28 protein-coding genes and 1 tRNA gene are annotated in these 26,932 nt (G+C 63.5%); 25 read left to right on the forward strand and 4 right to left on the reverse strand.

The annotated features are described in order from the left end of the window. Positions 1-121 precede the first annotated feature (121 nt). Both FVP60_RS07695 and FVP60_RS07700 read left to right on the forward strand, forming a co-directional pair. Positions 122-319 (forward strand): hypothetical protein, encoded by a 198-nt coding sequence (locus FVP60_RS07695; RefSeq protein ID WP_147825694.1) that lies wholly within the window; start codon positions 122-124, stop codon positions 317-319. A gap of 95 nt (positions 320-414) precedes the next feature. Then, positions 415-487 (forward strand) — tRNA-Arg (locus tag FVP60_RS07700). Between the two features lie 2 nt (positions 488-489). On the opposite strand, the gene FVP60_RS13220 is transcribed toward FVP60_RS07700, so the two are convergent. Continuing rightward, positions 490-657, reverse strand: coding sequence for an SgcJ/EcaC family oxidoreductase (locus FVP60_RS13220; RefSeq protein WP_246132521.1), 168 nt, complete (start codon positions 655-657; stop codon positions 490-492). 160 nt (positions 658-817) lie between these two features. On the opposite strand from FVP60_RS13220, the gene FVP60_RS07710 reads away from it, so the two are divergent. The 10 genes from FVP60_RS07710 (at position 818) to FVP60_RS07755 (ending at position 12,394) form a co-directional block, all read left to right on the forward strand. Beyond that, complete coding sequence (locus tag FVP60_RS07710; RefSeq protein ID WP_187240629.1) at positions 818-1,666, forward strand: hypothetical protein; 849 nt, start codon at positions 818-820, stop codon at positions 1,664-1,666. Positions 1,667-1,712: 46 nt separating this feature from the next. Further along, the gene (locus FVP60_RS07715) at positions 1,713-2,330 is read left to right on the forward strand and encodes a hypothetical protein (protein WP_147825696.1); all 618 of its coding nucleotides are present in this window, start codon (positions 1,713-1,715) and stop codon (positions 2,328-2,330) included. 71 nt (positions 2,331-2,401) lie between these two features. Further along, the gene (locus FVP60_RS07720) at positions 2,402-3,220 is read left to right on the forward strand and encodes a transglutaminase-like domain-containing protein (protein ID WP_147825697.1); all 819 of its coding nucleotides are present in this window, start codon (positions 2,402-2,404) and stop codon (positions 3,218-3,220) included. Between the two features lie 72 nt (positions 3,221-3,292). Then, a complete protein-coding gene (argS, locus tag FVP60_RS07725; RefSeq protein WP_147825698.1) occupies positions 3,293-4,957 on the forward strand; it encodes an arginine--tRNA ligase in 1,665 nt (554 codons plus the stop codon). Between the two features lie 219 nt (positions 4,958-5,176). After that, positions 5,177-6,592, forward strand: a complete 1,416-nt coding sequence (gene lysA, locus FVP60_RS07730; RefSeq protein ID WP_147825699.1) for a diaminopimelate decarboxylase — start codon at positions 5,177-5,179, stop codon at positions 6,590-6,592. Continuing rightward, positions 6,589-7,896, forward strand: a complete 1,308-nt coding sequence (locus tag FVP60_RS07735) for a homoserine dehydrogenase (protein WP_147825700.1) — start codon at positions 6,589-6,591, stop codon at positions 7,894-7,896. Before lysA ends, FVP60_RS07735 begins: the two co-directional genes overlap by 4 nt. Before the next feature lies 1 nt (position 7,897). Continuing rightward, positions 7,898-8,833 carry a homoserine kinase gene (gene thrB, locus FVP60_RS07740; protein WP_147825701.1) on the forward strand — a complete coding sequence of 312 codons (936 nt, stop codon included), beginning with the start codon at positions 7,898-7,900 and terminating at the stop codon, positions 8,831-8,833. Between the two features lie 114 nt (positions 8,834-8,947). Beyond that, a complete protein-coding gene (rho, locus tag FVP60_RS07745; RefSeq protein WP_246132522.1) occupies positions 8,948-10,999 on the forward strand; it encodes a transcription termination factor Rho in 2,052 nt (683 codons plus the stop codon). Then, complete coding sequence (prfA, locus tag FVP60_RS07750; RefSeq protein WP_147825702.1) at positions 10,999-12,078, forward strand: peptide chain release factor 1; 1,080 nt, start codon at positions 10,999-11,001, stop codon at positions 12,076-12,078. The genes rho and prfA overlap by 1 nt, the downstream gene beginning before the upstream one ends. Positions 12,079-12,088: 10 nt before the next feature. After that, positions 12,089-12,394 (forward strand): hypothetical protein, encoded by a 306-nt coding sequence (locus FVP60_RS07755; RefSeq protein ID WP_147825703.1) that lies wholly within the window; start codon positions 12,089-12,091, stop codon positions 12,392-12,394. Between the two features lie 264 nt (positions 12,395-12,658). On the opposite strand, the gene FVP60_RS07760 is transcribed toward FVP60_RS07755, so the two are convergent. From FVP60_RS07760 to cysK, 3 genes are all read right to left on the reverse strand, one after another. Next, on the reverse strand, positions 12,659-14,041 hold the full coding sequence (locus tag FVP60_RS07760) for an amidase (RefSeq protein ID WP_147825704.1): 1,383 nt from the start codon (positions 14,039-14,041) through the stop codon (positions 12,659-12,661). Between the two features lie 77 nt (positions 14,042-14,118). Then, entirely contained in the window at positions 14,119-14,685 is a 567-nt protein-coding gene (epsC, locus tag FVP60_RS07765) for a serine O-acetyltransferase EpsC (protein WP_147825705.1), read from the reverse strand. A gap of 3 nt (positions 14,686-14,688) precedes the next feature. Then, positions 14,689-15,627, reverse strand: a complete 939-nt coding sequence (gene cysK / locus FVP60_RS07770; protein ID WP_147825706.1) for a cysteine synthase A — start codon at positions 15,625-15,627, stop codon at positions 14,689-14,691. A gap of 153 nt (positions 15,628-15,780) precedes the next feature. Between cysK and prmC the strand changes: the two genes are divergently transcribed. The 13 genes from prmC (at position 15,781) to FVP60_RS07835 (ending at position 26,894) form a co-directional block, all read left to right on the forward strand. Beyond that, positions 15,781-16,662 carry a peptide chain release factor N(5)-glutamine methyltransferase gene (prmC, locus tag FVP60_RS07775; RefSeq protein ID WP_147825707.1) on the forward strand — a complete coding sequence of 294 codons (882 nt, stop codon included), beginning with the start codon at positions 15,781-15,783 and terminating at the stop codon, positions 16,660-16,662. A gap of 32 nt (positions 16,663-16,694) precedes the next feature. Further along, positions 16,695-17,402, forward strand: coding sequence for an L-threonylcarbamoyladenylate synthase (locus tag FVP60_RS07780; protein ID WP_147825708.1), 708 nt, complete (start codon positions 16,695-16,697; stop codon positions 17,400-17,402). Next, positions 17,399-18,568: an MraY family glycosyltransferase gene (locus FVP60_RS07785; protein WP_147825709.1), complete on the forward strand. Its 1,170-nt coding sequence runs from the start codon at positions 17,399-17,401 to the stop codon at positions 18,566-18,568. Before FVP60_RS07780 ends, FVP60_RS07785 begins: the two co-directional genes overlap by 4 nt. After that, entirely contained in the window at positions 18,565-19,110 is a 546-nt protein-coding gene (locus FVP60_RS07790) for a Cg1360 family ATP-synthase-associated protein (RefSeq protein ID WP_187240606.1), read from the forward strand. The genes FVP60_RS07785 and FVP60_RS07790 overlap by 4 nt, the downstream gene beginning before the upstream one ends. 155 nt (positions 19,111-19,265) lie before the next feature. Continuing rightward, positions 19,266-20,072, forward strand: coding sequence for a F0F1 ATP synthase subunit A (gene atpB, locus FVP60_RS07795; protein ID WP_147825710.1), 807 nt, complete (start codon positions 19,266-19,268; stop codon positions 20,070-20,072). Between the two features lie 44 nt (positions 20,073-20,116). Further along, positions 20,117-20,353 carry an ATP synthase F0 subunit C gene (gene atpE, locus FVP60_RS07800; RefSeq protein WP_147825711.1) on the forward strand — a complete coding sequence of 79 codons (237 nt, stop codon included), beginning with the start codon at positions 20,117-20,119 and terminating at the stop codon, positions 20,351-20,353. A gap of 32 nt (positions 20,354-20,385) precedes the next feature. Next, positions 20,386-20,937 carry a F0F1 ATP synthase subunit B gene (locus FVP60_RS07805; RefSeq protein WP_147825712.1) on the forward strand — a complete coding sequence of 184 codons (552 nt, stop codon included), beginning with the start codon at positions 20,386-20,388 and terminating at the stop codon, positions 20,935-20,937. After that, the gene (locus FVP60_RS07810; RefSeq protein WP_147825713.1) at positions 20,937-21,725 is read left to right on the forward strand and encodes a F0F1 ATP synthase subunit delta; all 789 of its coding nucleotides are present in this window, start codon (positions 20,937-20,939) and stop codon (positions 21,723-21,725) included. Before FVP60_RS07805 ends, FVP60_RS07810 begins: the two co-directional genes overlap by 1 nt. Before the next feature lie 61 nt (positions 21,726-21,786). Continuing rightward, the gene (atpA, locus tag FVP60_RS07815) at positions 21,787-23,427 is read left to right on the forward strand and encodes a F0F1 ATP synthase subunit alpha (protein WP_147825714.1); all 1,641 of its coding nucleotides are present in this window, start codon (positions 21,787-21,789) and stop codon (positions 23,425-23,427) included. A gap of 21 nt (positions 23,428-23,448) precedes the next feature. Continuing rightward, positions 23,449-24,345 (forward strand): F0F1 ATP synthase subunit gamma, encoded by an 897-nt coding sequence (locus tag FVP60_RS07820; protein WP_147825715.1) that lies wholly within the window; start codon positions 23,449-23,451, stop codon positions 24,343-24,345. 23 nt (positions 24,346-24,368) lie between these two features. Next, entirely contained in the window at positions 24,369-25,817 is a 1,449-nt protein-coding gene (atpD, locus tag FVP60_RS07825; RefSeq protein WP_147825716.1) for a F0F1 ATP synthase subunit beta, read from the forward strand. 1 nt (position 25,818) lies between these two features. Then, entirely contained in the window at positions 25,819-26,079 is a 261-nt protein-coding gene (locus tag FVP60_RS07830; RefSeq protein ID WP_147825717.1) for a F0F1 ATP synthase subunit epsilon, read from the forward strand. A gap of 65 nt (positions 26,080-26,144) precedes the next feature. Next, complete coding sequence (locus tag FVP60_RS07835; RefSeq protein ID WP_147825718.1) at positions 26,145-26,894, forward strand: YaaA family protein; 750 nt, start codon at positions 26,145-26,147, stop codon at positions 26,892-26,894. Positions 26,895-26,932 lie beyond the last annotated feature (38 nt).

A 26,932-nucleotide genomic window follows, 5' to 3' on the forward strand; every position in this document is an offset into this window, starting at 1 on the left:
GTCGGGCCAGCGACTCCGACATTTGGTCACGCGGTTCGCGTGTGCAACGCCTGTATCTGACATTGGAGGGGCGCCGGAACCAGGGGAGCGGCTCGAGGCGGCATTGGAACCAGGAGCGCGCATGACGCGGAGCCTGCGGTTGCGTCTTGGTTCCGGTGCCCTCGAGTTGCCAAATGTCGGAGCCGGTGACGAAACACACGCCACCGTGGCCGGTTGGGCGGCATGTCGGGCCAACGACTCCGACATTTGGTCACACGGTTCGCTCGTGCAACGCCTGAATCCGACCTTGACGGAGCATCGGAACCAGGAGCGCGCGTGAAGTGGAGCCTGCGGTTGCGTAGACACGCCCGAGGTTCGTGGGGCAGGTGCCCTGGCGTGGTCGGAGCGCTCGCGGGTGATAGTCTCGACCGGTACGCCTCTGTAGCTCAGTGGATAGAGCGCCGGTTTCCGGTACCGTAGGTCGCAGGTTCGACTCCTGTCAGGGGCACATCACACGAATTCCGGTTGCGCCTCGCGAATGCTCGCTCTGTCATGCCACCACAGCCCAACGACGTTCACGAATTCGGCGTCGTCGGCGAACAGCGCGGCCAACGCGTCGGCATCTCCGGCGTTCCAGGCTCGCTCCCACGCTGCAACAACATCGCTCGGTGATTTCACGTGGCCTCCCAGGGTTACGGAACCATCCCATCGTAGGCAGAACGGCACGCGGTTCGGCGGCGGGGGAGGGAGCAACACTGCGCCTACCGCGTCGCGCAGATTGGGTTGACAATATTGCTCAGCGCACCTCAGCGGGAGGTGCTGATGGAGGGGCTCAACGATGACCCAGCCGCCGTACCCACCCCAGCCGCAGAGACCCGAAAACGCGGGCCCCGCGCAGCGCGCCATGCCCGCGTTCACCGCGCAACAGGTTCCTCAGCATCCCGGGCAACCCCAGCCCACCGCGCACCAGCCCCAGCCCACCGGTCACCAACCGCATTACCCGTTCGATTCATCGCGGCCACCCAAGAAAAAGCGATCCCGGTTTGAGAAAAACTTCACCGTTCTGCTGACCGTACTGTTGGGTCTTGCCTCGATCGTGACCGCGTGGGCATCGTTCCAAGCCTCGCTGTACGACGGTGAGATGGCCGAAGCGAACACCCGCGCTGGTGTCTTGGCGGCAGAGGCGGAATCGCTCTACCTTGAGGCGAACGCGCAACTTATTACCGATGCGTCGCTGCTGAACCGCATCGCCGAGCTCTCGGTGCAGATGGATTACGGCGATTACGACACATCGGTGATCGCGAGTGCCACGCTCGATCTGCTGATGTATCAGTCCGCGACCGAGGCGTTCGCCGCGGCGATCATTTGGTCGGATGAACAGAACTCAGCATCGCCCGGCACCTACACGCACCCGCAAACCAGCCCCGACTACCTCGCCGCGCTCTACACGCCGTACACCGAGAAGAAGGCGCAGGCCGAAGCCGCGGCCGCAGAAGCCGCCGAATACAACGACTGGGGTGACCAGCTCACGCTCGCGACGGTGATGCTCGCCATTTGCCTCTTTCTCTACGGCATCGCCGCGGTGCTACGCGCATTGCCTACCCGCATTGTATTGACCGGCATCGCTACCGTCGTGATGCTCGTGGCCTCAGGGCTGTCGCTCGCGGTCGTCGCAACCGCATCGTGATGAGTCCGGGCTAGATTCGGCGGCTCGATGACGCTATTTTCAGGTCATGACGACGGGACACAGACGGATCGCCTCACTCATTACCATCACGGTGAGCGCTGCGATGCTTACCGGTTGCGTTGCGCTGCAGATCCCCGACGAATCCTCCGGCGGCGGATCAACCCCGACGCCGCACACCGCGGCGCCAACCGCCGCATCATCGCCGACTCCAACAGCCGACGCATCGGGTGCCCCCGCCGGGTGGGGGTCGTTCGAGCCGTGCGGCCACGAATACGGCGTGGACTGGGTGTGGGTTGATGGATTCCCGGCCGATGAGATGGATGAAAACGCACTGTATCCGCAGTGCGCTGAGGTGTGGCTGATGTCGCTCGGTGCCACCGAAACCATGCTCACCACTTTCGTCGAGAACGTGTCCTCCGCCTCCATCAACGACCTTGGTTCCGACCTCATCGCCGACGGCTACATCGAAACGGTGGCCACCTTCAACCCCGACCTGCCCCCAGATGACGGCTTCTACGGCGCACTGGTTTATTACCGCGGATCAGACACATCTCCCGACGCCACCGGCATTGCCATCGAGGTGTACGGCGAAGACGAACACAACGACACTTTTCAGATCTACGTCGACTACTTCTCGCCAGAAACGCGCGCGCTCGACCAGTAGCACCGGGTCGAGCCGCCGGACCACCAACGGGCGTGCACCGGAACCACGTGAGAGTGTGAAAGGATCGTGCGGTGACTCGCTTGGTACGGTGCTCGATGGTGCAGGAGGTCGGCCCGGCGGTCGACCTGATTTTCTCGATTGCGGCGCACCCATCGCATCAGATCACCGCGGAGACGCTCACCTTCACGATGGCGGGCGAAGCGGTCTCCGCGCGCGAAATCATCAACCTCGACGGCAGCCGCCTGCACCGCGTCACACCCGACGCTGGCCTGCTTGAAATCGAGTACCAGGCGAGCATCGAACGCCCCGCAACGCAAGAGCACATCACCGAGGCCGGGCTCATGCAATACCAGCGCCCGAGCCGCTACGCGGAGTCAGACATCCTGTTTCGTCAGGCTCGCGCCCTCTTCACCGGCCTGCATGGTTCCGCTCTTCTCAACGCTGTCGCCGAGTTCGTCAACACGACGCTCACGTACTCGCCCGCCGACACCACACCGACCGACTCGGCGGTCACCACTCTGGCCACGCAGCGCGGCGTGTGTCGCGACTTCTCGCACCTGACCATCGCGATGCTGCGCGCGATGGATGTGCCGGCCCGCTATGTTGCCTGCTACGCCCCGGGCCTGGTTCCGATGGACTTTCACGCCGTCACAGAAGCGTTCGTTGACGGCGCCTGGCATGTTGTTGACACCACGGGGCTCACTGACCCCTCGTACCTGGTGCGCATCGCCTCGGGCCGAGACGCGGCCGACTGCGCCTTTCTCACCTTTCACGGTGGTTCCGCCCGCCTCAAGCGCCTGCAGATCGACGCGTGGGTGCAGGAGGGTGAGACGCGCATTGACCCGTCGCCCCTCGTCGTTGACCGCACGCAGCTCGTGCGCATCACCTGAGCCGGCTCGCGACTCTCGCAGCGTCGCCAGCGGCTCCGGCCAAAGGCGACGACGGCTTAGAATAGAAAGACTATGAGCCCTGCAGATCTTTCTACCGCCCTTCTCGCCGTCGTCGTACCGATCGTGCGCCAGCGACCCGGCGGTGAAGACCTGCTTCTCACCCCGGACGACATTATTTTGGAGCGTCCGAAGAACCGCGATCACGGCGACTGGTCGACCAATATCGCGATGAAACTCGCCAAGCGCGTCGGCATGAACCCGCGCGAACTTGCCCAGGGCATCGCTCTGGAGGCCGAGAAGCTTGACGGCATCGCGTCGGTTGACGTTGCTGGCCCCGGCTTCATCAACCTGCGCCTCGATGCCGCCGCCGCCGGACAGCTTGCCCACACCATCGTGACCGAGGGATCGGCATTCGGAACCAACGACAGCCGCGTTGGTGAGGTCATCAACCTTGAGTTTGTGTCGGCCAACCCGACCGGCCCGATCCACCTCGGCGGCACCCGGTGGGCTGCCGTCGGTGACTCGCTGGCCCGACTTCTGCAGGCAAGCGGCGCTCAGGTGACGCGCGAGTACTACTTCAACGACCACGGCGCGCAGATCGACCGGTTTGCCCGTTCGCTGGTGGCGAGCTACCTGGGTGAGCCGACGCCGGAAGACGGCTACGGCGGAGACTACATCTCTGACATCAAGGATCGCGTGGTTGCGAACTACGTCGGCGATCTATCTGAGCTTGACCCGGAAGAGCTGCAAGAGGCCTTCCGTCGTGAGGGCGTTGAGCTGATGTTTGGCGACATCAAGAAGTCGCTGCACGAGTTCGGCGTCGACTTTGACGTCTATTTTCACGAGAACGAGCTGCACGAGACCGGTGCGGTTGAGCGCGCCATCCAGCGTCTGCAAGACGCCGGCCACATGTTCGAAAAAGACGGTGCGCTGTGGCTGCGCTCCACCGATTTCGGCGACGACAAAGACCGCGTCGTCATCAAGAGCGACGGCAACCCGGCGTACATCTCCGGTGACCTGGCCTACTACCTCAACAAGCGTGAGCGTGGCTTTAACCGTTGCATCATCATGCTGGGCGCCGACCACCACGGCTACGTGCAGCGCCTCATGGCGATGACCGCGGCGTTCGGCGACGAGCCCTACGTTAACCACCAGATTCTCATCGGCCAGATGGTCAACCTGGTGCGCGGCGGCGAGGCCGTTCGCATGTCTAAGCGCGCCGGAACCGTCGTCACGCTCGAAGACCTTGTCGACATCGTTGGCGTTGACGCCGCGCGGTACGCGTTGGTTCGCTCCAGCACCGACTCCAACCTCGACATCGACCTTGACCAACTGCAAAAGCGCACCAACGACAACCCGGTGTTCTACGTGCAGTACGCGCACGCCCGCACCCACAACGTTGCGCGTAACGCCAAAGACTCGGGCGTTGACCGATCGGTGTTTGCGCCCGAGACGCTGACGCACGAAACCGAAGCGGCGTTGCTGGGCGCGCTCCAGGAGTTCCCGCGCGTGGTGTCGTACGCCGCCGAATCGCGCGAGCCGCACCGCGTTGCCCGCTACCTCGAAGAGGTCGCCGGGCTCTACCACCGCTGGTACGACAACTGCCGCGTCACCCCGCAGGGCGATGACCCCATCGAGCCCGTGCACCACACCCGCCTATGGCTCAACGACGCCGCGGGTCAGGTGCTTCGCAACGGACTCACGCTCCTCGGCGTCACCGCACCCGAGCGCATGTAACGTCGCCACACATAGCAACGAGCGAAGGGTCAGACCACACGTCTGGCCCTTCGCTGTCTCCGCCCGCACCGCCGAACCGCCCGCACAGCCGTGTCAGCCCACTCACGCCCCGATGTCAGCCCGCGTCACGCAATTCAAGCCGCCCGGCCAACTGTCCTAGACTTGCAACACCTGCGCGAGAGAACTCCGCGCCGCCACCCGCCCCACGATTGGTAGCCCGTGTCATCCGCATCGCCCGCGACATTCGCCCCCGACTGGTTGGCCGTGCCCGCCGACGTCAACGCGTTGGCAACGCAGGTGTGGCCGCGGCGAACCACCCGCGACAGTTCGGGTGAAATCACCATCGGCGGCGCCACCGCGACCGCGCTCGCCGCGCAGTACGGAACCCCGGTGCTGGTGCTTGATGAGCAAGAAGTTCGCGACCGGGCAGCGCAGACGCTCGCCGCGTTCCAGACCGCCGCGGCCAATCACGGCGCCGAGGTGACCGTCTACTACGCGGGGAAGGCTTTTCTCTCCACGCATGTCGCCCGCTGGATGATCGAAGCCGGTCTCAACGTTGACGTGTGCTCCGGTGGTGAACTCGCCGTCGCGCTCGCGGCAGACGTTGACCCGTCGCGCCTCGGTTTTCACGGGAACAATAAGTCGGATGCCGAAATCGCCCGTGCGGTTTCCATCGGCATCGGAACCATCATCCTCGACTCGGTCGAAGAGATTGACCGCGTAGCGCGTGCGGCGACAGAAGCCGGAACCACGCAGCGCGTGCTGCTGCGTGTCAACAGCGGCGTGCACGCCGAAACGCACGACTTTCTCGCCACCGCGCACGAAGACCAAAAGTTTGGCATCACGCTACAAGACGCACCGGCCGCCGTCGCCGCGATTCGCGCGCACAACGCGCTCGAATTCCGCGGCCTGCACTGCCACATCGGCTCGCAGATCTTCGGCGCGAGCGGCTTTCGCGAGTCGGCGCGACGCGTCGTAGCCGTTCATGCCGCGCTTCTTGCTGAAGGTGACGTGCCGCAACTGAACCTCGGCGGCGGCTTCGGCATCGCCTACACCGCGGTCGATGACCCGGCACCGATCGATGACCTAGCGCGCGATATCGTCGACGCCGTCGCCGAAGAGTGTGCACTGCGCGATATCGCCATTCCGCACCTCTCCTTCGAGCCGGGGCGCAGCATTGTGGGCACGGCGGGCGTGACCCTCTATCGAGTCGGAACCACCAAAGAAGTGACGGTAGAAACTACCGAGGGCGAGCGCACCCGCCGTTACGTGAGCGTCGACGGCGGCATGAGCGACAACGCTCGTACCGCCCTCTACGGCGCGCAATACTCGGCCCGCCTCGCCAACCGCACCTCTGGTTCCACCCCCCAGCTGTCTCGCGTCGTCGGCATGCACTGCGAGTCTGGCGACATTGTGGTTGACCACGAATACCTGCCGAGCGACACCACCCGCGGTGACATCTTGGCGGTACCGGCAACCGGTGCGTATTGCGCTTCGCTGGCAAGCAATTACAACCACGTGCCCCGTCCGCCGGTGATCGCCGTGCGCGATGGCGAATCACGCGTGCTGGTGCGCGGCGAGACGATTGATGATCTGCTGGCGCGCGACGCCGGCGCAGATAAAGGAGAAGCATGATCGACTACCGACGATTGCGTGTTGCCCTGCTCGGAGCTGGAGCGGTGGGGTCACAGGTCGCCGGACTCCTGCTCAAGCACCGCGCTGAGCTTGCTGACCGCGCCGGAGCCGACCTCGAACTGGTTGGCATCGCGGTGCGCGATACGTCAGCTGCGCGCGATGTTGAGTTGCCAGACGAGCTTTTCACCACCGACGCCGAGTCGCTGCTGCTTGGCGCCGACATCGTGATCGAACTCATGGGCGGCATCGAACCTGCCCGCGGCTACATTCTGCAGGCCATCAACTCCGGTGCCGACATCGTGACCGCCAACAAGGCGCTGCTCGCCACCCACGGCTCGGAAATTTTTGACGCCGCCGATCAGGTGGGCGCGTCGGTTTACTACGAGGCCGCAGCCGCTGGCGCCATTCCCATCATTCGCCCGCTGCGCGATTCTCTCGCCGGCGACCGCGTGAACCGCATCATGGGTATCGTCAACGGAACCACGAATTACATCCTGGATCGGATGGACACCGAGGGTGCAGACTTCGGTGACGTGCTCAAGCAGGCTCAGGATCTCGGGTATGCCGAGGCCGACCCGACCGCCGATATCGAGGCCTATGACGCGGCGCAGAAGGCCGCAATTCTCGCGAGCCTCGCGTTTCACACCACGGTTCCGCTCGATGCCGTCTATCGCGAGGGCATCACCTCCATCGACGCGGCGATGATCGAGTCGGCACGCAAGGCCGATATGGTCATCAAACTGCTGGCCGTGTGCGAGCGCTTGACCGCAAACGACGGCGAGGGCGAGTCGATCTCGGTGCGTGTTTACCCCGCACTCATTCACCGTTCACACCCGCTCGCCAGCGTGCACGGCGCCAACAACGCCGTCTTTGTTGAGGCAGAAGCTGCTGGTCCGCTGATGTTCTACGGCGCCGGTGCCGGTGGCGTGCAGACCGCGTCCGCCGTGCTCGGCGATGTCGTCTCGGCGGCGCGACGCCACGTTGCCGGCGGCGTCGGAGTGGGGGAGTCCACCCGCGCGAACCTTCCCATTGTTCCGATTGGCCACGTCACCACGCGCTACCAAATCACCCTCGAAGTCACCGATGAGGCGGGCGTGCTCGCAACCATCGCCGGAATTCTCAGCGACGGCGGCGTCTCGGTCGCCACGGTTGAGCAGACGGTGGAACCAGGAGATGGAACCGCGCGCCTGGTGATCGGAACGCACACCGCCCGCGAAGCAGACTTGAGCGATACGGTGCAGAGCCTCGCGGCCAGCGCCGTCGTTCGCCGCGTTGTCTCCGTGCTGCGCGTTGAAGGAGACTGACATGCTGGGGCGTACCGTTGCCGTTCGCGTGCCGGCGACCAGCGCAAACCTCGGTCCGGGCTTTGACACGTTGGGCCTTGCGCTGAGTGTTTACGACGAACTGACCGTCGAAGAAGCGCCTGCCGGTGTGCTGGAGATCAACGTCACCGGCGCCGGGGCCGATGAGGTGCCGCGCGATGCCACACACCTCGTGGTGCGCGCCATCGCCTACACGTATGAGTCGGTGGGTCGCCCGGTGCCGGGGCTCAAGCTCACCGCACACAATGTGATTCAGCACGGGCGCGGCATGGGCTCGTCTGGTGCCGCGGTCGTCGCCGGAATTCTCGCGGCCAAGGGGCTGCTTGAGGGCGATGTGGCCTTCAGCGACGATGACCTGTTGCGCATCGCCACCGAGATGGAGGGGCACCCAGACAACGTCGCTCCAGCCCTCTTCGGCGGGCTCACGATCGCGTGGACAACCCACGACGGCCCGGCACATAAGAAGCTGCTCGTGCACCGCGGCGTCTCGCCTCTCGTATTCGTGCCGGACTACACCATGTCGACAAAGCTGGCGCGCAGCCTGCAGCCCGACTCGGTTCCGCGCGAAGACGCCATCTTCAATGTTTCGCGCTCCGCCCTGCTGATCGCGGCGCTCACGCAATCGCCCGAGCTGTTGCTCGCCGCAACCGAAGACAAACTGCACCAGGACTATCGTGCGCAGGCCATGCTGCCAACCATCGCGCTGGTGCAGGCGCTGCGTGCCGAAGGGTACGCAGCCGTGGTCTCGGGCGCGGGGCCCTCGGTGCTGGTGCTGGCAGACGGCCCAGGTAAACGTCAGGCAGCGGCGGAAATCGCGAATCGCGTTTCTGGCGCGCGCTGGGAGCCGTTGTTGCTCGCAGTCGATTTTAAAGGTGGTACAGTGAGGGACGTAACGGGGGATTCCGCGCTCACTGCGTGATCTGACCCCCATCGCAATCTGCGAACCTCTGCACTACCCCTGGAACACCAGACTTCGTCGTGTGTCGAGAAGGCTGTAGGCAGATGAAAGCTAATCCCAATTAGAGGAGAACTCGTGGAGTCAAACTCCGAGATCGAAACCACACCTGCGGTTCAGCAGGAAGCGGCAGAAGCTGCGCCCGTTCGCAAGCGTGCACCACGACGTGCAACGACCGCGACGGTAAAGACCGCCGACGCCGCCGCTGAGGCAACGTCGGCTGAGGTCGCTGCGACCGCACCGGCCGCGTCTGCGGATGCACCCGCCGGTGATGCCGAGGCGCCCGCCAAGGCACCGCGCAAGCGCCCGGTTCGCAAGACCCCGGCCAAGGCTGCCGCGGATGCCGACGCTCCCGCCGAGGGTGCTGACGCTGCGGGCGAGGCCGCGCCGGCGAAGAAGACCACCAAGCGCGTCGCGGCCGACGGTGCCGCAGACGCAAGCGATGCTGCACCCGCAGCAGATGGTTCCGGTTCTGGCGCTGCTGATTCGGCCGCTGCCGATTCGGTGCCCGCCAAGAAGCCGGCCCGCTCGCGCAAGAAGCCCGTCGCCGCTGATGCTGCCGACACCGCAGCTGACGCGCCGAAGGCGGCCGAGAAGTCAGAGGCTCCGGCCGAGGCTCCCGCCGAGGCGCCGAACGAGTCTGGCGCTACCGACGGCGAGCAGGCGAACGCCGAGGGCGAGTCCGAAGGCGGACGCAGCCGGAGCCGCAACCGCAACCGCAATCGCAACCGCAACGAGCGCGACGGCGGCAGCAATGGTTCCGGAACCAACAACAACGGTGGCCAGAACAACGGCAACAACAACGCTGGTTCGAACAACAACGCTGGTTCCAACAACAACGCTGGCTCGAACAACAACAACCAAGACGACGAGGGCGGCTCCAGCCGCAACCGTCAGCGCAACAAGCGCCGCACGAACACGCAGAACGACGAGTTTGAGCCGGAGATCGGCGAAGACGACGTACTGATTCCGATCGCTGGTGTGCTTGATGTGCTCGACAACTACGCCTTCGTGCGGACGTCGGGTTACCTGCCGGGCACGAGCGACGTGTATGTCTCGCTCGGCCAGGTGAAGAAGTACAACCTGCGCAAGGGTGACGCCATCGTCGGTGCGATCAAGCAGCCGCGCGAGGGTGAGCAGTCTGGCCGTCAGAAGTACAACGCGCTGGTCAAGGTCGACTCGATCAACGGCCTGTCGGTGGAAGACGCCGCCAACCGTGTTGAGTTCGGCAAGCTGACCCCGCTGTACCCGCAGGAGCGCCTGCGTCTGGAGACGGGGGCCGAGAAGCTGACGCAGCGCATCATCGACCTCGTCGCCCCCATCGGCAAGGGCCAGCGTGGCCTGATCGTCGCGCCGCCCAAGGCTGGCAAGACCATCGTGCTACAGCAGATCGCCAACGCGATCGCAACGAACAACCCCGAGGTTCACCTCATGGTCGTGCTCGTTGACGAGCGCCCCGAAGAGGTCACCGACATGCAGCGCACCGTCAAGGGTGAGGTTATTGCCTCCACCTTCGACCGCCCGGCAGAAGACCACACCACGGTCGCAGAGCTCGCGATCGAGCGCGCCAAGCGTCTCGTTGAGCTGGGGCGCGATGTTGTCGTGCTGCTCGACTCGATCACCCGCCTCGGCCGTGCCTACAACCTGGCAGCGCCGACCTCGGGCCGCGTGCTCTCCGGTGGCGTCGACGCTTCGGCGCTGTACCCGCCGAAGCGCTTCTTCGGTGCCGCCCGCAACATCGAAAACGGTGGCTCGCTGACGATTCTCGCGACCGCTCTCGTTGAGACTGGTTCCAAGATGGACGAGGTCATCTTCGAAGAGTTCAAGGGCACCGGCAACAGCGAGCTGCGCTTGAGCCGTCAGCTTGCTGACAAGCGCATCTTCCCGGCCGTTGACGTCAACGCATCGTCCACGCGTCGCGAAGAGATGCTGCTGTCGCCCGACGAGGTCAAGATCACGTGGAAGCTGCGCCGGGCCCTTGCCGGTCTTGACACGCAGCAGGCACTCGAGGTTGTGCTCGGCAAGCTCAGCGACACCCAGTCGAACGTGGAGTTCTTGGTGCAGATGCAGAAGTCGATGCCGGCTCCCGCTGGCGGCGCATCGCACGCTCACGAGAACAACATTCGCTAATGTTCGAGTCTGTTCAGGCCCTTCTCGATGAGCACAAGCTTGTCGAGAAGGAACTGTCTGACCCCGAGGTTCACGCCGATGCGGCGCGGGCAAAGCGCGTAAATCGCCGCTATGCCGAGCTGAACAAGATTGTGCACGCGCACGGTGCGTGGCTGGCCGCGGGGGATGACCTTGAGGCGGCGCGTGAGCTCGCGAAGGAAGACGACGCGTTCGCCGAGGAGCTTCCTGGGCTTGAAGAAGGCTTGGCGCAGGCACAGGAAAAGCTGCGCCGCCTGCTGATCCCGCGCGACCCCGACGATGCTCGTGACGTGATCATGGAGATCAAGGCCGGCGAGGGCGGCGCGGAGAGCGCGCTGTTTGCCGCTGACCTGCTGCGCATGTACTCCCAGTACGCCGCCCACAAGGGCTGGAAGACGGAACTGCTTGACTTCAACGAGTCAGATCTGGGCGGCTACAAAGACGTGCAGATCGCCATCAAAGGCAGCTCCACCGACCCGTCGCAGGGCGTGTGGGCGCACCTCAAATATGAGGGTGGCGTGCACCGCGTGCAGCGTGTGCCGGCAACGGAGTCGCAGGGCCGCATCCACACCTCGACCACCGGCGTTCTGGTGTTTCCTGAGGTTGATGAGCCCGAAGAGATCCACATCGACCCGAACGACCTGAAGATTGACGTTTACCGTTCGTCTGGCCCCGGTGGTCAGTCGGTGAACACGACCGACTCGGCCGTTCGAATCACCCACGTTCCCACCGGGATCGTGGTGTCGATGCAGAACGAGAAGAGCCAGCTGCAAAACCGTGAAGCGGGCATGCGTGTGTTGCGCGCCCGCCTGCTTGCACGCCAGCAGGAAGAACTCGCGGCCGCCGCGTCAGACGCCCGCAAGTCGCAGATTCGTGGAATGGACCGTTCGGAGCGCATCCGCACGTACAACTTTCCCGAGAACCGCATCGCCGATCACCGCACTGGTTACAAGGCCTACAACCTTGACCAGGTGATGGACGGCGCGATCGAACCGATCATCGACTCGTGCATCGCAGCCGATGAAGAGGAGCGCCTCGCCGCCATCGGCGACAACGATTGAGCCGGGCACGATGAGGTTTGAAGACGTTTCGCGCGCGGTAGTGCGTGTTCCCGTTGTCTGCCTCATCGTGCTCGCCCTCTCCATCGTTGGTTACGGCCTGCGGTGGTATTCCCTCGTCGTCGTCATGATCGCGCTGGTCGGCATCGTGCTGGCGTTTCCGGCGTGGTCTGGCGCCATCGTTTCCCGGCTGTGGAAGTGCCCGGCCTGCGGCAAACCGCTACCAATCAGTTTTCGATTCGGTCTCGTGTTGCCCGCCGAAGTGAGCCATTGCCCCAGCTGCGAGCACGCCCTCCGCACCCCACTCGAAACTCCCTAGCGCTTAGCGCCGTGGTTCCGCTGTTCCCGCCCGTGTTATGCACGAGTGCCCCCCGTGTTATGCACGAGTGGAACCATGAAAAGGGGGCGAAACACGGCGTGTCGTCGTGTTTCGGGCGATTTGGTCGTGCAGAACAGGGTCGGGACCGTGCAGAACAGGGTCGGGATCGTGCATAACAGCAAACCAAGACGCACGGCAATCCGACGAACCGCGGAAAGCGCCCGCACGCGCCCGCAGTCGCCCGCCCACGGGCGCAGGCCGGTGTTAGTTCGCGTACCAGACCGGCGGGTGGGGGAGCGGGCCGCGGGCCTGCTCGAGTAGTTCGGCCAATGCAAACAGTGCTTCTTCGCCGCCGGGGCGGCCAACCAGTTGCACCGAGACGGGCTGACCGGTGGCTGACATCGTCACCGGCACGGAGATGGCAGGCAGCCCCGCGACATTGACCCAGCTGGTGTACGGCGCATATTGCACCTGTTGCGTGAAGTTTTTCTCGGCGTCGAGCGCATCAAACCAACCGACCGGGCGCGGCGATTGGGCGAGCACCGGAGTCAACACGGCATCGTAGGCGTGAAACGCGCTGATCGTCTGCTTCTCGAACACCCGCGCCGCAGCGAGAGCACCGAGCACAGCCTCCGACGACAGCGCGCGACCCTCTTCGATGAGCCATCGGGTAATAGGCTCAACCTGGGTCAGCTCCGAGCCGCGCACCGGAATGCGCGCCGCACTCGCGCGCCAGAGGGTGCGAAAAAGGTCGGGGTATCCCACCGGCTCCCACGTTGCCTGCGACACCGTAGCCGAGGCCGCGAGCACCTCCGCCGCCCATGCGACAGCTGCCGCGGCGTCATCGTCGAGCACGATTTCGGTGTCGTCGTCCCAGGGCGAGACGGTCGTAACGCCAACCCGCAACGCCGCGGGCCTCGGAACCTCGGGAGCCGTCACAGCGTACGGAAGCGGCGCAATCGAACGCATCACGTCATAGAGAAACCGAATGTCGCCGACGGTGCGTGCGAGCGGGCCGGACACGGCAAGGCCGTCGGGGGAGTCGAGGCCGGAACCAAACGGCATACGCCCGCGCGAGGGCTTGAGGCCCACAATGCCGACGGTCGCCGTCGGAATGCGAATCGAACCGCCTCCGTCAGAGCCGGGTGCCCACGGCAATAGCCCCGCGGCGACGGCAACGGCCGCGCCGCCGCTGGAACCACCGGCTCCGGTCGAGAGGTCCCACGGGTTGCGGGTCGGAGCCGATACGGCAGATTCGGTGTACCCGGTCATTCCGAATTCGGGCGTGGCGGTTTTGCCGAGGCTGATGCCTCCCGTGGCATCGAGCGCCGCGACGAGCGGGTCGGAGACTTCGGGCACGAACGAGCGGAAAGCCGCAGAACCATAGCGCGTGGGAACCCCGGCGCGCGCCGCGAGATCTTTGTCGCCAAACGGAACCGCCCACAGCGGTCCGCGCACAGCATCCGGGAGTACGGCGGCGAGGCGTTCCATCGCGCCATCGGGGGTGACTTCGACAAACGCGCCGAGCGCATCGTTGTGCGCCGCGATCCGCGCGAGGTAGTGCTCGGTGACTATTCGCGGCGAGACGGAGCGCTGGTTGAGCTGGCGGGCCAGTCCTCGTGCCGAAATATCGTGAAGCACACTCATGATTCGAGCCTACGGGAGGTGCGAGCCGCGGCAGTCTCGATCACGCACGGCGGCCGCCAGATCACGCACGCGGCGCGTTAGATCGCGTACTCGGGCGCCATGAGCGCCTTGGTGTCTTCGCCAGGGTGGCGTCGCCTGGCCTTGGCCGGAATGCCAACAAGCACCGATTCTTCGGGGGCATCCTTGGTCACGACGGCGTTGGCGCCGACGACGCTATGGGCGCCGATGACAATCGGCCCGAGAATCTTCGCGCCTGCGCCCACAGCCACCCCATCACCGAGGGTGGGATGGCGCTTGCCGGCAGACGTGGTGCGCCCGCCCAGCGTGACCCCGTGGTAGAGCATGACGTCGTCGCCCACCTCCGCGGTCTCACCGATCACCACGCCAGATCCGTGATCGATGAAAAACCGTCGGCCAATGCTCGCCCCGGGGTGAATCTCAATTCCCGTGAGAAATCTCGTCACCTGCGAACCCGCGCGCGCCAAAAACCTGAGCTCGCGCTGCCACAACCAGTGGTTCACCCGGTGCGCCCAGATCGCGTGTAAGCCCGGATACAGGATTGCAATTTCCAGACCGCTACGCGCGGCAGGATCCCGCAGCTTGGCCGCGGCGAGATCTTCGCGAATTCGAGACAGCGCGCTCATGCGTCAATCTTCGCGCAAATCCTCAAACAGCGCCGTCGACAGGTAGCGCTCGCCGGTGTCAGGAACCACAACGACGATCGTCTTGCCAGCGTTCTCCGGGCGCTTAGCCACCTCAAGCGCTGCCCAGATTGCAGCACCGGAGGACATGCCCACCAGCAGACCCTCACGAGCGGCCACTTCACGCGCCACGCGCAGCGAGTCATCAAACTCGACGTCAATGACCTCGTCGATGACATCGCGATCCAAAATCGCCGGCACAAAGTTCGGCCCGATGCCCTGAATCTTGTGCGGTCCGGGGTGTCCCTCGGTGAGAATAGGGCTGTCCTTCGGCTCGACAGCGATGATCTGAATCCCCGGAACCTCCTCCTTCAGCACCTGACCCACGCCTGTGATGGTTCCGCCCGTTCCGATGCCCGCGACGAAGATGTCGATGTTGCCCTCGGTGTCACGCAAGATCTCGCGCGCTGTTGTCGCCCGGTGAATGGCAGGGTTCGCCTCGTTCTCGAACTGTCGCGCCCAGATTGCGCCTGGCGTCTCGGCGACGAGGCGCTTGGCCTCTTCCACGGCTCCCGTCATGCCCTTCGTCGGGTCGGTCAGCACCAGCTCGGCGCCGAAAGCCTTCAGCAGCACGCGACGCTCTTTCGACATTGAAGCCGGCATGGTCAGAATGACGTGGTAGCCACGCGCGGCGCCCACCAGCGCGAGCGCAATGCCGGTGTTTCCCGAGGTCGATTCGACGATGGTTCCGCCCGGCTGCAGTTCGCCCGACGCCTCTGCGGCGTTGACGAGCGCGATTCCCAGGCGGTCTTTGACAGACGAGCCGGGGTTGAAGAACTCGAGTTTGGCGAGCACCGTCGCCCCCACACCCTCGGTCACGGTGTTGAGACGAACGAGGGGAGTGTTTCCGAAAGCCGTGGTGATGTCGGCGTGGATTCCAGCCATGATGTGCCTTTCTGTGGCGACGACAACTGTGCGTTCAGGATAGGGCGTTGCGGGAGCCGGCATCAGTGTGTGACGAAATACGTCCCCAATGCTGCAAGACGCAGACCGGAACCATCGGCTGGGTGCGCGCAGAGCCCACGTAAGCTGGGGGAGATGACCGAGTTGCCTACCCCCGCCGAGTCCGTATCCGCCGTGCTGGCGACGGCTCGCGAAACGCTCACCACGGCCGGCGTTACCGACCCCGCCGTCGACGCGACCCTCCTGCTTGCCCACGTTCTCGGCGCCTCCCGGGGTGACATTCAGCTCAAGGAGACCCTCAGTCACACCCTCTCGGACGCCGATCTCGCCGCCTATGACGCGGTGATCGCGCGCCGCGCGGCTCGCGAACCCCTACAGCACATCACCGGCACCGCACCGTTTCGTTACCTCGAGCTTCTCGTCGGCCCCGGCGTCTTTGTTCCGCGTCCCGAAACGGAGATCGTCGCGCAATACGCCATCGACGCGCTCTGGGCGGTCGCAGCACCAGAACCCATTGCGGTTGACTTGGGAACTGGCTCCGGCGCGATTGCGCTGGCCATGGCCACCGAGGTTCCGCACGCCCGGGTTGTCGCCGTGGAGCGGTCGGCCGCCGCCCACGGTTGGGCAGCGAAAAACGTCACGCGCGTTGGCGCAACCAACCTTGAGCTACGTCGGGGCGATTTTGCCCACGCGCTCGATGATCTGGCAGGCACCGTCGCAGTCATCGCGTCGAACCCGCCGTATGTGCCAGCGGATGCGATTCCGCGTGACCTTGAGGTGCGCCTTCACGACCCCAAGGAGGCGCTGTATAGCGGCGCTGATGGGCTTGATGACATTCGCATTATCAGCGGCGTTGGCCTGCGCCTTGGCTACCCGGGATCGAGCATCGTGCTGGAACATGGCGAATGGCAGGGCGCCGAGATCCGCGAGATTTTGACGGCTGATGGCTGGCAGTCGGCGGCAACGCATCAGGATCTCACCATGCGCGATCGAGTCACCACGGCCGTTCACCCGTAATCGCCAGCCGCGCGCCCTAGAATGGCGAGGTCATGTCTTCCGTTTTTGACTGCCTCGATGCCTCCCAGCTCCTGCCGGCCATGCGTGCTGCCCGCACAACTGTTGCCCGCGGCGAGCTCATCGTTCTGCCCACCGACACCGTGTACGGCGTTGGCGCAGACGCTTTTTCGCCCGCTGCGGTTCGCCGACTGTTGGAGGCGAAGGGGCGAGGCCGCAACCAGCCGCCGCCCGTGCTGGTCGGAACCACAGACGCGATGCGTGCACTCGTTGCGGAGGTTCCGCTCGAAGTCGACGCCCTCGTGGAGCGCTTCTGGCCAGGAGCACTCACCATCGTGCTTCCGGCGCAGCCGTCGTTGACGTGGGATCTGGGTGAAACCAAGGGCACCGTTGCGGTGCGCATGCCAGACAACATGGTGGCACGCGAGCTTCTGCAAGAGACCGGGCCGCTCGCGGTTTCTAGCGCCAACCTCACCGGGCAGCCGGCGGCCAACACCATCGCTGAAGCTGAGGCCATGCTCGGCGAGAGCATCGGCGTCTACCTCGACGGCGGCCAGGCTGGCGTCGGGCTCAGCTCGACGATTATCGATGCCACGCAGCTCGTCACCGCGACAGAAAGCGAGCGGATCGTGCGCGTGCTTCGCGAGGGTGGCGTGACCCGCGCCGAACTGCGCGAGGTGCTCGGAGATGCGCTGGAGCCGGATCCCGCACCCGCGGAACCCGAAGCCGGCGGCGCGTCTTGAGGCAGTACCTCTTCATCATCATCCTGACGGCGGCAGTTACCTTCGTCGTCGGTTGGGTCGTGTGGCACCTGAGCCACCGCTTCAAGATCTACCCCGGCATTCGTGAGCGCGACGTTCACACTACGCCGACGCCACGTATCGGTGGCATTGCCATTTACGTCGGCATCATGGTCGCCATCGCCATCTCAAGCCAGGTTCCGTTCTTCGCGATCTTCTGGGAGAGACCTGCGTCCATCTGGGCGATCGTTATCGCGTCGACCGTCATTGTGTTGGTCGGCATTGCCGATGACCTTTGGGACCTTGACTGGATGATCAAGCTCGCGGCACAGTTCATCACCGCGAGCATCGTCGCCTACGGCGGATTGCAGATCTACTACCTGCCGTTCGGCGGAGTCACTGTCCTTTCTAGTTGGCTACTGTTCGGTCTTACCGTCTTTGTGATCGTCATTGTGATGAACGCGGTGAACTTCATCGACGGGCTTGATGGGCTGGTCGCCGGCGTCGTCTTGATCTCCAACGTCATCTTCTTTCTGTACTCGTACATGTTTGTTCGAGACTTCGGAACCTCGACAAACTCGTCGCTCGCCACCTTCATTGCTGCCGCCATAATCGGCGCCTGCATCGGGTTCCTCCCGCTCAACTGGCGCCCTGCTCGGATGTTCATGGGGGACTCCGGTGCGCTCTTGCTCGGTCTGCTCATGGCGACCAGTGCGATCGCGATCACCGGTGAGGCAAACCCCGAGGCGCTGAGCGATGCCATTAGCGATGATCGACTGGGCGAATCGCAGCTGTTGGGTGCGTTGATTCCGATTCTGCTGCCCGTCGTTGTGCTCACGCTGCCGCTGACAGATTTTGGACTGGCCGTGATGCGCAGGCTCCGTGCCGGCAAGTCGCCGTTTTCGCCCGACCGCAAGCACCTGCATCACCGCATGCTCGATCATGGTCACACCGCCATGGAGGCCGTGCTCATCTTCTACTCATGGACGGCGGTCGTGTGCCTCTCCGTGCTGCTCATGTACATTGCGACCCGTGACCGTTGGCCGGGGCTGTGGTGGGTCGGCGTCATCTTTGGCGTCGTCGGAATCATCGCCTGCCTTGTCGTCACGATCATCCCGTCGCGTCGTCGACCTATCATCACTGCGCCCGATCTGGAGGACGCCTCATGACCACCCCCGCTCCTGTTGCGAGTAACCCCGTGCTGCGAATGACACTGATCGTTGGCGGCATCGTCAACGCCGTCATCGCCGTGATCGCCGGCATTGTCGGCTTTCTGCTCGCCGCACAAGACGGCATGTGGAGCGCGATTGTCGGCGTGCTGTTCGGCTTTGTGTTTCTCGCGATCACCGCGCTGTCGATTCTGATTGCGAACCGGTGGAACGGAACCGAGCTGTACGCCACGCTGTTCTTCGCGATTGTGCTGGGTGGTTGGCTCGTAAAGTTCGTGATTTTTCTCGTTGGGTTCTTCCTCATCAAAGATCAGCCGTGGCTCGACAGCCAGATTTTCTACGTCGCGCTTGTCGTCACGGTGCTCGCCTCGCTTGTCGTTGACGTCGTTGTGATGCAGAAAATGCGCATTCCGATCGAGATTGCGCTGCCGGAAACGCTGGCCGACGCGGGCGAAGAAAACGATCTCGAAAACGGCTCTGTGCAGCGCTCAGATCGAGAAGAAATCGGCCGCGAAAACCAGGGGTCGGAAGACTCCAAATAATCTCCGTCTCGATTCGTGAGAATTACGAACTATTGCTAGGGTAGGAGAGTTCCCCCGACTGCGCGCAGTGCCCTGCACGCGTGCTGTGTCGGGATGATCCAGTCTCACCCATCGTCGCGACACCTGTGTGTTGCCCCGAAGTTGGAGCCGCAACGTTGAACAACGCCGCGAGTCTTATCGCCGCTGCCGCCGCTGAAGGCGATGGCTTCCACGCACCGTCCATTTGGGAATTCTTCCCTGCGCCGGTCTTCCAAATCGGTGAGCTGGTCATTACCCGCATTCACCTGATCCAGTTCTTCGCAACCGCCGTGGTTGTGGTGTTGCTGGTTCTCGGTACCCGCAAGATGCGTGTCGTTCCCGGCCGCTTCCAGTCGGTTGTCGAAATGGGTCTGGACTTCGTTCGCGTGAACATCGCGCACGACCTGTTGGGTAAGAAGGACGGCAACCGCTTCCTTCCGATCCTGACCACCATGTTCTTCATGATTCTGTTCATGAACCTCACGGGTGTGATTCCCTTCATGAACATCGCCGGAACCTCGATCATCGCTGTTCCGCTGTTGCTCGCCGTTATCTCGTACGTCACGTTCATTTACGCCGGTTTGAAGAAGAGCCCCAAGAACTTCATCAAGAACTCGCTCTTCCCGGCCGGTGTGCCCGCAGCGCTGTACTTGATCGTTACGCCGCTCGAGTTCATCTCGACGTTCATCATCCGCCCCGTGACGCTCACGCTGCGACTTCTGATGAACATGATCGTCGGCCACCTGATGCTCGTCCTGTTCTTCGCAGCGACGCACTTCTTCTTCTTCTCTGCAGGGTCATGGTTCCCGATTCTTGGTGTCGGTTCGCTGGCAGCAGGTTTTGCCTACACCCTCTTTGAAATCCTGGTGGCCTTCCTCCAGGCGTACGTCTTCACCATCCTGACTGCGGTCTACATCCAGCTCGCAGTCGCAGAAGAGCACTGAGCGGAGCGGCATAAGCCGTTCCTCCCAACGAAAGGAAAAACCCCGTGGACGCAACTACGGTTTTCGCTGAAGTCACCGGCTCGATCTCGACCGTGGGCTACGGCCTCGCGGCAATCGGCCCCGCTATCGGTGTGGGTATCGTCGTCGGCAAGACGATCGAGGGTGTTGCACGTCAGCCTGAACTGCAGGGTCGCCTGCAGGTGATGATGTGGATCGGTATCGCCTTCACCGAGGCGCTCGCCTTCATCGGTATCGCCACGCACTTCATCTTCGCCGCCTAATTCACTCGACTTCAGACAGGTAAGGAGACAGGATGCTTAACGCTCTTGTCCTGGCCGCAGAGGAAGCAGCAGCGCCTAACCCGCTGATTCCCGCGTGGTACGACATCATCTGGTCGGCCGTCTGCTTCGTGATCATCCTCTTCGTCGTTTGGAAGGTTGCTCTCCCGAAGATGGCCGCGCTGCTTGATGCACGCTCGGCTGCCATCGAGGGCAACATTGCCAAGGCTGACGAGGCACAGCGCCAGGCGGAAGCCGCGCTGGAGGAGTACACGGCTCAGCTCGCAAGTGCACGCAAGGAAGCGGGAGACATCCGCGACGCTGCACGCGAAGACGGCAAGAAGATCGTTGCAGAGGCAAAGGACGCCGCTACCGCTGAGGCAGCACGCGTTCAGGCCACCGCTCACGCGCAGATCGAAGCAGAACGCCAGGCGGCACTCGTTTCGCTCCGTAGCGAGGTCGGCACGCTCGCTCTTGACCTCGCAGGTAACGTCATCGGCGAATCGCTCGAAGACGACAAGAAGGCACAGGGCGTGGTTGACCGCTTCCTTGCTGACCTCGAGGCTTCTGAGAAGGCAACCCGATAATGGGTAGCGCTACCACTCAGGCACTCGCGGCGGCGGCAATCGCTCTCGACGCGCAGACCGTCGATCTGGAAACCGCGCGCGAGCTGTTCACAGCCGCGCAGGTCATCGGATCCTCGAAGCAGCTGTGCGGAGCGCTTGCTGACCCGACGGCTTCGGTCGCGTCGCGTTCGCGGGTCGTTGCAACCGTATTCGGCGCGCAGTTTCAGCCGGCAACCATTGCCGCGCTGACCGCCGCCGTTTCGTTGCGCTGGTCGAACCCGGCCGACCTCGTCGCAGGTATCGAAGACCTCGGCGTGCGCGCGGCATCGCGCGCCGCAGAGGGCGTCGACCTGGAAGGCGAGCTCTTCTCGGTCTCGCGTGTGATCGCTGAGAACCCTGCCCTTGAACTTGCCCTCGGCTCACGCCTGGGTCAGGACGAAGCGAAGGGCGCTCTTATCGAGAAGCTCCTCGCGGGCAAGGCAAGCGAAGTAACCACGCTGGTGGTTTCGTCGCTGGTGCAGGATCCGCGCGGTCGTCGCGTTCGCTCCATGCTTTCCCACGCGATGCGTCTTGTCGCACAGCAGCGCGGAGGAGTCGTCGCAACCGTGACGAGCGCCTCGGCTCTTTCTGCTGAGCAGCAGGAACGCCTCACGGTTGCCCTGTCGAAGAACTACGGCGGGCGAATTTCGCTCAACGTCGTTATCGACCCCGCCGTCGTCGGCGGTCTGCGCGTGCAGATTGCAGATGACGTCATCGATGGCACGATTTCGTCGCGCATCGAGGACCTGCGCCAGAAGCTCGCAGGCTAAACGACTTCCCGCGAAAGCGGAGAATTTCGGGGCGATGAGCCCCACAAAACGAAGGAAGACAATGGCAGACCTCTCCATCAGCCCCGACGTCATCCGTGACGCGCTGAAAGATTTTGTCGCCGCCTACGAGCCCGCAGGCGCTGCGGCGACCGAAGTCGGCACCGTCGTTGACGCTGCCGACGGCATCGCCCACGTTGAGGGCCTGCCCGGCGTCATGGCAAACGAGCTCGTTCGCTTCGGCGACGGCACCCTCGGACTCGCCCAGAACTTGGACGAGAACGTTATCGGTGTTGTTGTGCTCGGCGAGTTCTCGGGCATCGAAGCAGGGCAAGAAGTCACCCGCACGGGTGAGGTCCTCTCGGTTCCCGTCGGTGACGGATACCTCGGACGCGTCGTTGACCCGCTCGGTCAGCCGATCGATGGCCTCGGCGAGATCGTGTCCGAAGGACGCCGCGCGCTGGAGCTTCAGGCTCCCGGCGTTATGCAGCGTAAGTCGGTTCACGAGCCGATGCAGACCGGCATCAAGGCAATCGACGCGATGATCCCCGTTGGCCGTGGCCAGCGTCAGCTCATCATTGGTGACCGCCAGACCGGTAAGACCGCTATCGCGATCGACACCATCATCAACCAGAAGGACAACTGGGAGTCCGGCGACGTCAACAAGCAGGTTCGCTGCATCTACGTCGCAATCGGTCAGAAGGGCTCGACCATCGCATCCGTTAAGGGTGCGCTGGAAGAGGCTGGCGCCATGGAGTACACCACGATCGTGGCAGCTCCCGCGTCTGACCCCGCCGGCTTCAAGTACCTGGCTCCCTACACCGGTTCTGCCATTGGTCAGCACTGGATGTACGGCGGCAAGCACGTCCTGATCATCTTCGATGACCTGTCGAAGCAGGCTGAGGCTTACCGTGCCGTTTCGCTGCTGCTGCGTCGCCCGCCGGGACGTGAGGCATACCCCGGTGACGTCTTCTACCTGCACTCCCGCCTTCTCGAGCGTTGCGCAAAGCTCTCTGACGAGCTGGGTGCTGGTTCCATGACCGGTCTTCCGATCATCGAGACCAAGGCAAACGACGTCTCGGCCTACATTCCGACCAACGTGATTTCGATCACCGACGGCCAGATCTTCCTCCAGTCGGACCTCTTCAACGCTAACCAGCGTCCCGCCGTTGACGTGGGTATCTCGGTTTCGCGTGTTGGTGGTGACGCTCAGGTCAAGTCGATCAAGAAGGTCTCCGGAACGTTGAAGCTGGAGCTGGCGCAGTACCGCTCGCTCGAAGCCTTCGCGATGTTCGCATCCGACCTTGACGCAGCTTCGCGTCGTCAGCTGGCACGTGGTGCACGTCTGACCGAACTGCTCAAGCAGCCGCAGTACTCGCCGTACCCGGTTGAGGAGCAGGTTGTCTCGATTTGGGCCGGCACCAACGGCAAGCTCGACACGATCGAGGTGGAAGATGTTCTTCCCTTCGAGCGTGAACTGCTTGACTACGTGCGCCGCAACACCGAGATTCTGACGCGTCTGCGCGAAACCAACGTTCTCGATGACGCAACGGTTGACGAGCTCAACATGGTCACCGACAAGTTCATCCTTGAGTTCAACGGTGGCAAGGGTCAGGCAATTGACGGTCTCGGCCGTGAAGAGCACGACGCGGCATCCGCTGAAGACGTGAACCAGGAGCAGATCGTCAAGGGTCGCCGGGCGTAAGCCGGGCGGAAAGAGACGATAATGGGCGCTCAACTCCGGGTCTACAAGCAGAAGATCTCTTCTGCTCAGACCACGAAGAAGATCACGAAGGCGATGGAACTCATCGCGGCTTCGCGCATCCAGAAGGCAATGGCTCGCGTTCGCGCGGCCTCACCCTTCGCGCGTGCCGTGACGCGTGCCGTCTCCGCCGTGGCCACCAACTCCAACGTCGATCACCCGCTGACTCGCGAGCCCGACCAGATCCGCCGTTCCGCGGTTGTGATCTTCACGGCAGACCGAGGCCTGGCTGGTGCGTTCAACTCGCAGATTCTCCGTGAGGCTCTCGAAGTCGCCGAAATGCTCAAGGAGCAGGGACGCGAAGTCGTTTACTACCTCGTGGGTCGCAAGGCCGTTGGCTACTTCCAGTTCCGCAAGATGGACTGGGTGGCCGACTGGGTTGGCGACACCGACAACCCGTCGTTCGAAACGGCCGAGGCGATCTCGGCCTCGATCCTCGAGTCGTTCCGCAAGGAGTACGCAGAGGGCGGCGTTGACGAGATTCACCTCGTTTACAACCGCTTCGTCAGCATGATGACGCAGTCGCCTGAGAACGTCCGCCTTCTCCCGCTGGAGATTGTGGAAGCCGATGCAGCGGAAGCCGCGTCAACTCAGGTGTTCCCGCTGTACGAGTTCGAGCCGGACGCCGAGCAGGTTCTCGACTCGATCCTGCCTGTGTACATCCAGAGCCGCGTCTACAACGCTCTCCTGCAGTCGGCTGCCGCAAAGCACGCCGCAACGCAGAAGGCGATGAAGTCGGCAAGTGACAACGCAGACAAGCTCATCACGGACTACACCCGCCTCCGCAACAACGCGCGCCAGGCAGAGATTACGCAGCAGATCGCCGAGATCGTCGGCGGCGCGGACGCTCTGGCGTCCTAAAGACCATCACGAAAGAGAAGACCATGACTGACATCGCCACGGCAGCTCAGACTGCGGTCGTCGGGCGCGTCGCACGCGTTACGGGACCGGTTGTCGACATCGAGTTCCCGCACGACTCGATCCCCGACATCTACAACGCACTCAAGACCACCATCACGATCGGCGAAGAGTCGACCGAGATCACCCTCGAGGTTGCTCAGCACCTCGGTGACGACCTCGTTCGCGCCATCGCGCTCAAGCCCACCGACGGCATCGTCCGCGGCCAGGAGGTGCGCGACACCGGTGAGCCCATCATGGTTCCCGTCGGTGACGTCACCAAGGGCAAGGTGTTCAACGCAACGGGTGAGGTTCTGAACCTCGCACCCGGCGAGACCATCGAGGTCACGGAGCGTTGGGGTATCCACCGCAAGGCTCCGGCCTTTGACCAGCTTGAGTCGAAGACCACCATGTTCGAGACCGGCATTAAGTCGATCGACCTGCTGACCCCCTACGTTCAGGGTGGAAAGATTGGTCTGTTCGGTGGTGCCGGTGTCGGTAAGACCGTTCTGATCCAGGAAATGATCCAGCGTGTTGCGCAGGATCACGGTGGTGTGTCGGTGTTCGCCGGTGTTGGCGAGCGCACCCGTGAGGGTAACGACCTGATCCACGAAATGGAAGAGGCAGGCGTCTTCGACAAGACCGCCCTTGTCTTCGGCCAGATGGACGAGCCGCCGGGAACGCGTCTGCGCGTTGCGCTGTCGGCACTGACCATGGCTGAGTACTTCCGTGACGTGCAGGGCCAGGACGTTCTGCTCTTCATCGACAACATCTTCCGCTTCACGCAGGCAGGTTCCGAGGTTTCGACCCTTCTGGGTCGTATGCCTTCTGCCGTGGGTTACCAGCCCAACCTTGCCGACGAGATGGGTGTGCTCCAGGAGCGCATCACCTCGACGCGCGGTCACTCGATTACGTCGCTGCAGGCAATTTACGTTCCTGCTGACGACTACACCGACCCGGCACCGGCAACGACGTTCGCGCACCTTGACGCAACGACCGAGCTCAGCCGTGAGATCGCGTCGAAGGGTCTGTACCCGGCAATCGACCCGCTGACCTCGACGTCGCGTATCCTCGACCCGCGTTACATCGGTGCCGACCACTACCGCGTCGCAACCGCTGTGAAGCAGATCCTGCAGAAGAACAAGGAACTCCAGGAGATCATCGCCATCCTCGGTGTCGACGAGCTCTCTGAAGAAGACAAGATCGTCGTGGCACGTGCACGTCGTATCCAGCAGTTCCTCTCGCAGAACACCTACATGGCGAAGAAGTTCACCGGTGTGGAGGGTTCGACGGTTCCGATCAAGGAGACTATCGAGTCGTTCGACGCTATCGTCAAGGGCGAGTTCGACCACGTTGCCGAGCAGGCATTCTTCAACGTCGGTGGCATCTCCGACGTCGAAGAGCAGTGGGCGAAGATCCAGAAGGAGAACGGCTGAGATGGCCCTCAACGTGAGCCTCGTCTCTGCTGACGCAGAGGTCTGGACGGGAGAGGCGTCGCTTGTCGTCGCCAAGACCGTCGAAGGCGAAATCGGGTTCATGACCGGCCACGAGCCTGTGCTGGCAATTCTCGCCGAAGGTCAGGTGCGTATCACCACCTCGGCTGGCGAGAAGATCACCGCTACCGCGAAGGATGGATTCCTCTCGATGGAGGGTTCAACCGTCACGATTGTTGCTGGCCACGCCGCACTCGTCTCCTGATTGACTAGTCAGAAAGCCGCCCGCCGGTCTCCGGTGGGCGGCTTTCTGCATCTCCAAGGATTGCCATGTTGATTCTCCTCCCGCCCTCCGAGACCAAGCACCCCGATGGTTCCGGACCGCCCCTCGATGTCGCCGCATTGCGGTTGACGTCGTTGGAACCACAGCGCCGCGCCGCGCTGGATGCGCTTGTTGCGCTGAGCGCCGACGAGGAGAACGCTGCGCGGGTGCTGAAGCTGTCGCCGCGTCAGCGTGGTGAGGTGGCCGTGAACGCGGCGTTGTGGTCGGCGCCGACTATGCCAGCGATGGATCGCTACACTGGCGTACTGTTTGACGCTCTTGATGCCGCAACGCTGGATTCTGGCGCACGCGAGTGGCTGGCAGATCACGTGCTGATTCATTCGGCACCGTTCGGGCCCGTGGGCGCGGGGGATGGCCTTCCCTCGTATCGGTTGGGTGCGGGCGTACGTCTTCCTGGGCTCGCCTCGATGAAGGCGCATTGGGCGCGGGAGACGACGAAAGCCATCGCCGAGGCGAACGCCGACTTCATTCTCGACCTGCGAAGCGAAGCGTATGTTGCCCTTGGCCCCGTTCCTTCTGAGGTTCCATCCGCCTTCGTGCGTGTGGTTACTCGCACCGAAGGCGGGCAGGTTCGAGCGCTCAATCACTTCAACAAGCACGCCAAGGGCGCGTTCGTTCGGGCGCTCGCGCAATCGGGCGCGCACATTGGTAGCGCGACTGAGTTGCTCGACTGGGCATCGCGAAACGGCTTCGAGCTGAGCCGGGCAGAACGCGAGTGGCAGCTGGTTACGGCATGAGCGCAAACTCTCCCCAATTCCCACGTCGCTGCGGACCG

Source organism: Microbacterium mitrae (assembly GCF_008017445.1).
Taxonomy (GTDB): Bacteria; Actinomycetota; Actinomycetes; order Actinomycetales; family Microbacteriaceae; genus Microbacterium; species Microbacterium mitrae.

Bases quoted from the DNA above. Each gene is read 5' to 3' on its own strand.
- FVP60_RS07695 (WP_147825694.1), top strand. From the start codon at position 122: ATGACGCGGAGCCTGCGGTTGCGTCTTGGTTCCGGTGCCCTCGAGTTG.
- FVP60_RS07710 (WP_187240629.1), top strand. From the start codon at position 818: ATGACCCAGCCGCCGTACCCACCCCAGCCGCAGAGACCCGAAAACGCG.
- FVP60_RS07715 (WP_147825696.1), top strand. From the start codon at position 1,713: ATGACGACGGGACACAGACGGATCGCCTCACTCATTACCATCACGGTG.
- argS (WP_147825698.1), top strand. From the start codon at position 3,293: ATGAGCCCTGCAGATCTTTCTACCGCCCTTCTCGCCGTCGTCGTACCG.
- FVP60_RS07735 (WP_147825700.1), top strand. From the start codon at position 6,589: ATGATCGACTACCGACGATTGCGTGTTGCCCTGCTCGGAGCTGGAGCG.
- thrB (WP_147825701.1), top strand. From the start codon at position 7,898: ATGCTGGGGCGTACCGTTGCCGTTCGCGTGCCGGCGACCAGCGCAAAC.
- prfA (WP_147825702.1), top strand. From the start codon at position 10,999: ATGTTCGAGTCTGTTCAGGCCCTTCTCGATGAGCACAAGCTTGTCGAG.
- FVP60_RS07755 (WP_147825703.1), top strand. From the start codon at position 12,089: ATGAGGTTTGAAGACGTTTCGCGCGCGGTAGTGCGTGTTCCCGTTGTC.
- FVP60_RS07760 (WP_147825704.1), bottom strand. From the start codon at position 14,041: ATGAGTGTGCTTCACGATATTTCGGCACGAGGACTGGCCCGCCAGCTC.
- epsC (WP_147825705.1), bottom strand. From the start codon at position 14,685: ATGAGCGCGCTGTCTCGAATTCGCGAAGATCTCGCCGCGGCCAAGCTG.
- cysK (WP_147825706.1), bottom strand. From the start codon at position 15,627: ATGGCTGGAATCCACGCCGACATCACCACGGCTTTCGGAAACACTCCC.
- prmC (WP_147825707.1), top strand. From the start codon at position 15,781: ATGACCGAGTTGCCTACCCCCGCCGAGTCCGTATCCGCCGTGCTGGCG.
- FVP60_RS07780 (WP_147825708.1), top strand. From the start codon at position 16,695: ATGTCTTCCGTTTTTGACTGCCTCGATGCCTCCCAGCTCCTGCCGGCC.
- FVP60_RS07790 (WP_187240606.1), top strand. From the start codon at position 18,565: ATGACCACCCCCGCTCCTGTTGCGAGTAACCCCGTGCTGCGAATGACA.
- FVP60_RS07805 (WP_147825712.1), top strand. From the start codon at position 20,386: ATGCTTAACGCTCTTGTCCTGGCCGCAGAGGAAGCAGCAGCGCCTAAC.
- FVP60_RS07810 (WP_147825713.1), top strand. From the start codon at position 20,937: ATGGGTAGCGCTACCACTCAGGCACTCGCGGCGGCGGCAATCGCTCTC.
- atpA (WP_147825714.1), top strand. From the start codon at position 21,787: ATGGCAGACCTCTCCATCAGCCCCGACGTCATCCGTGACGCGCTGAAA.
- FVP60_RS07820 (WP_147825715.1), top strand. From the start codon at position 23,449: ATGGGCGCTCAACTCCGGGTCTACAAGCAGAAGATCTCTTCTGCTCAG.
- atpD (WP_147825716.1), top strand. From the start codon at position 24,369: ATGACTGACATCGCCACGGCAGCTCAGACTGCGGTCGTCGGGCGCGTC.
- FVP60_RS07830 (WP_147825717.1), top strand. From the start codon at position 25,819: ATGGCCCTCAACGTGAGCCTCGTCTCTGCTGACGCAGAGGTCTGGACG.
- FVP60_RS07835 (WP_147825718.1), top strand. From the start codon at position 26,145: ATGTTGATTCTCCTCCCGCCCTCCGAGACCAAGCACCCCGATGGTTCC.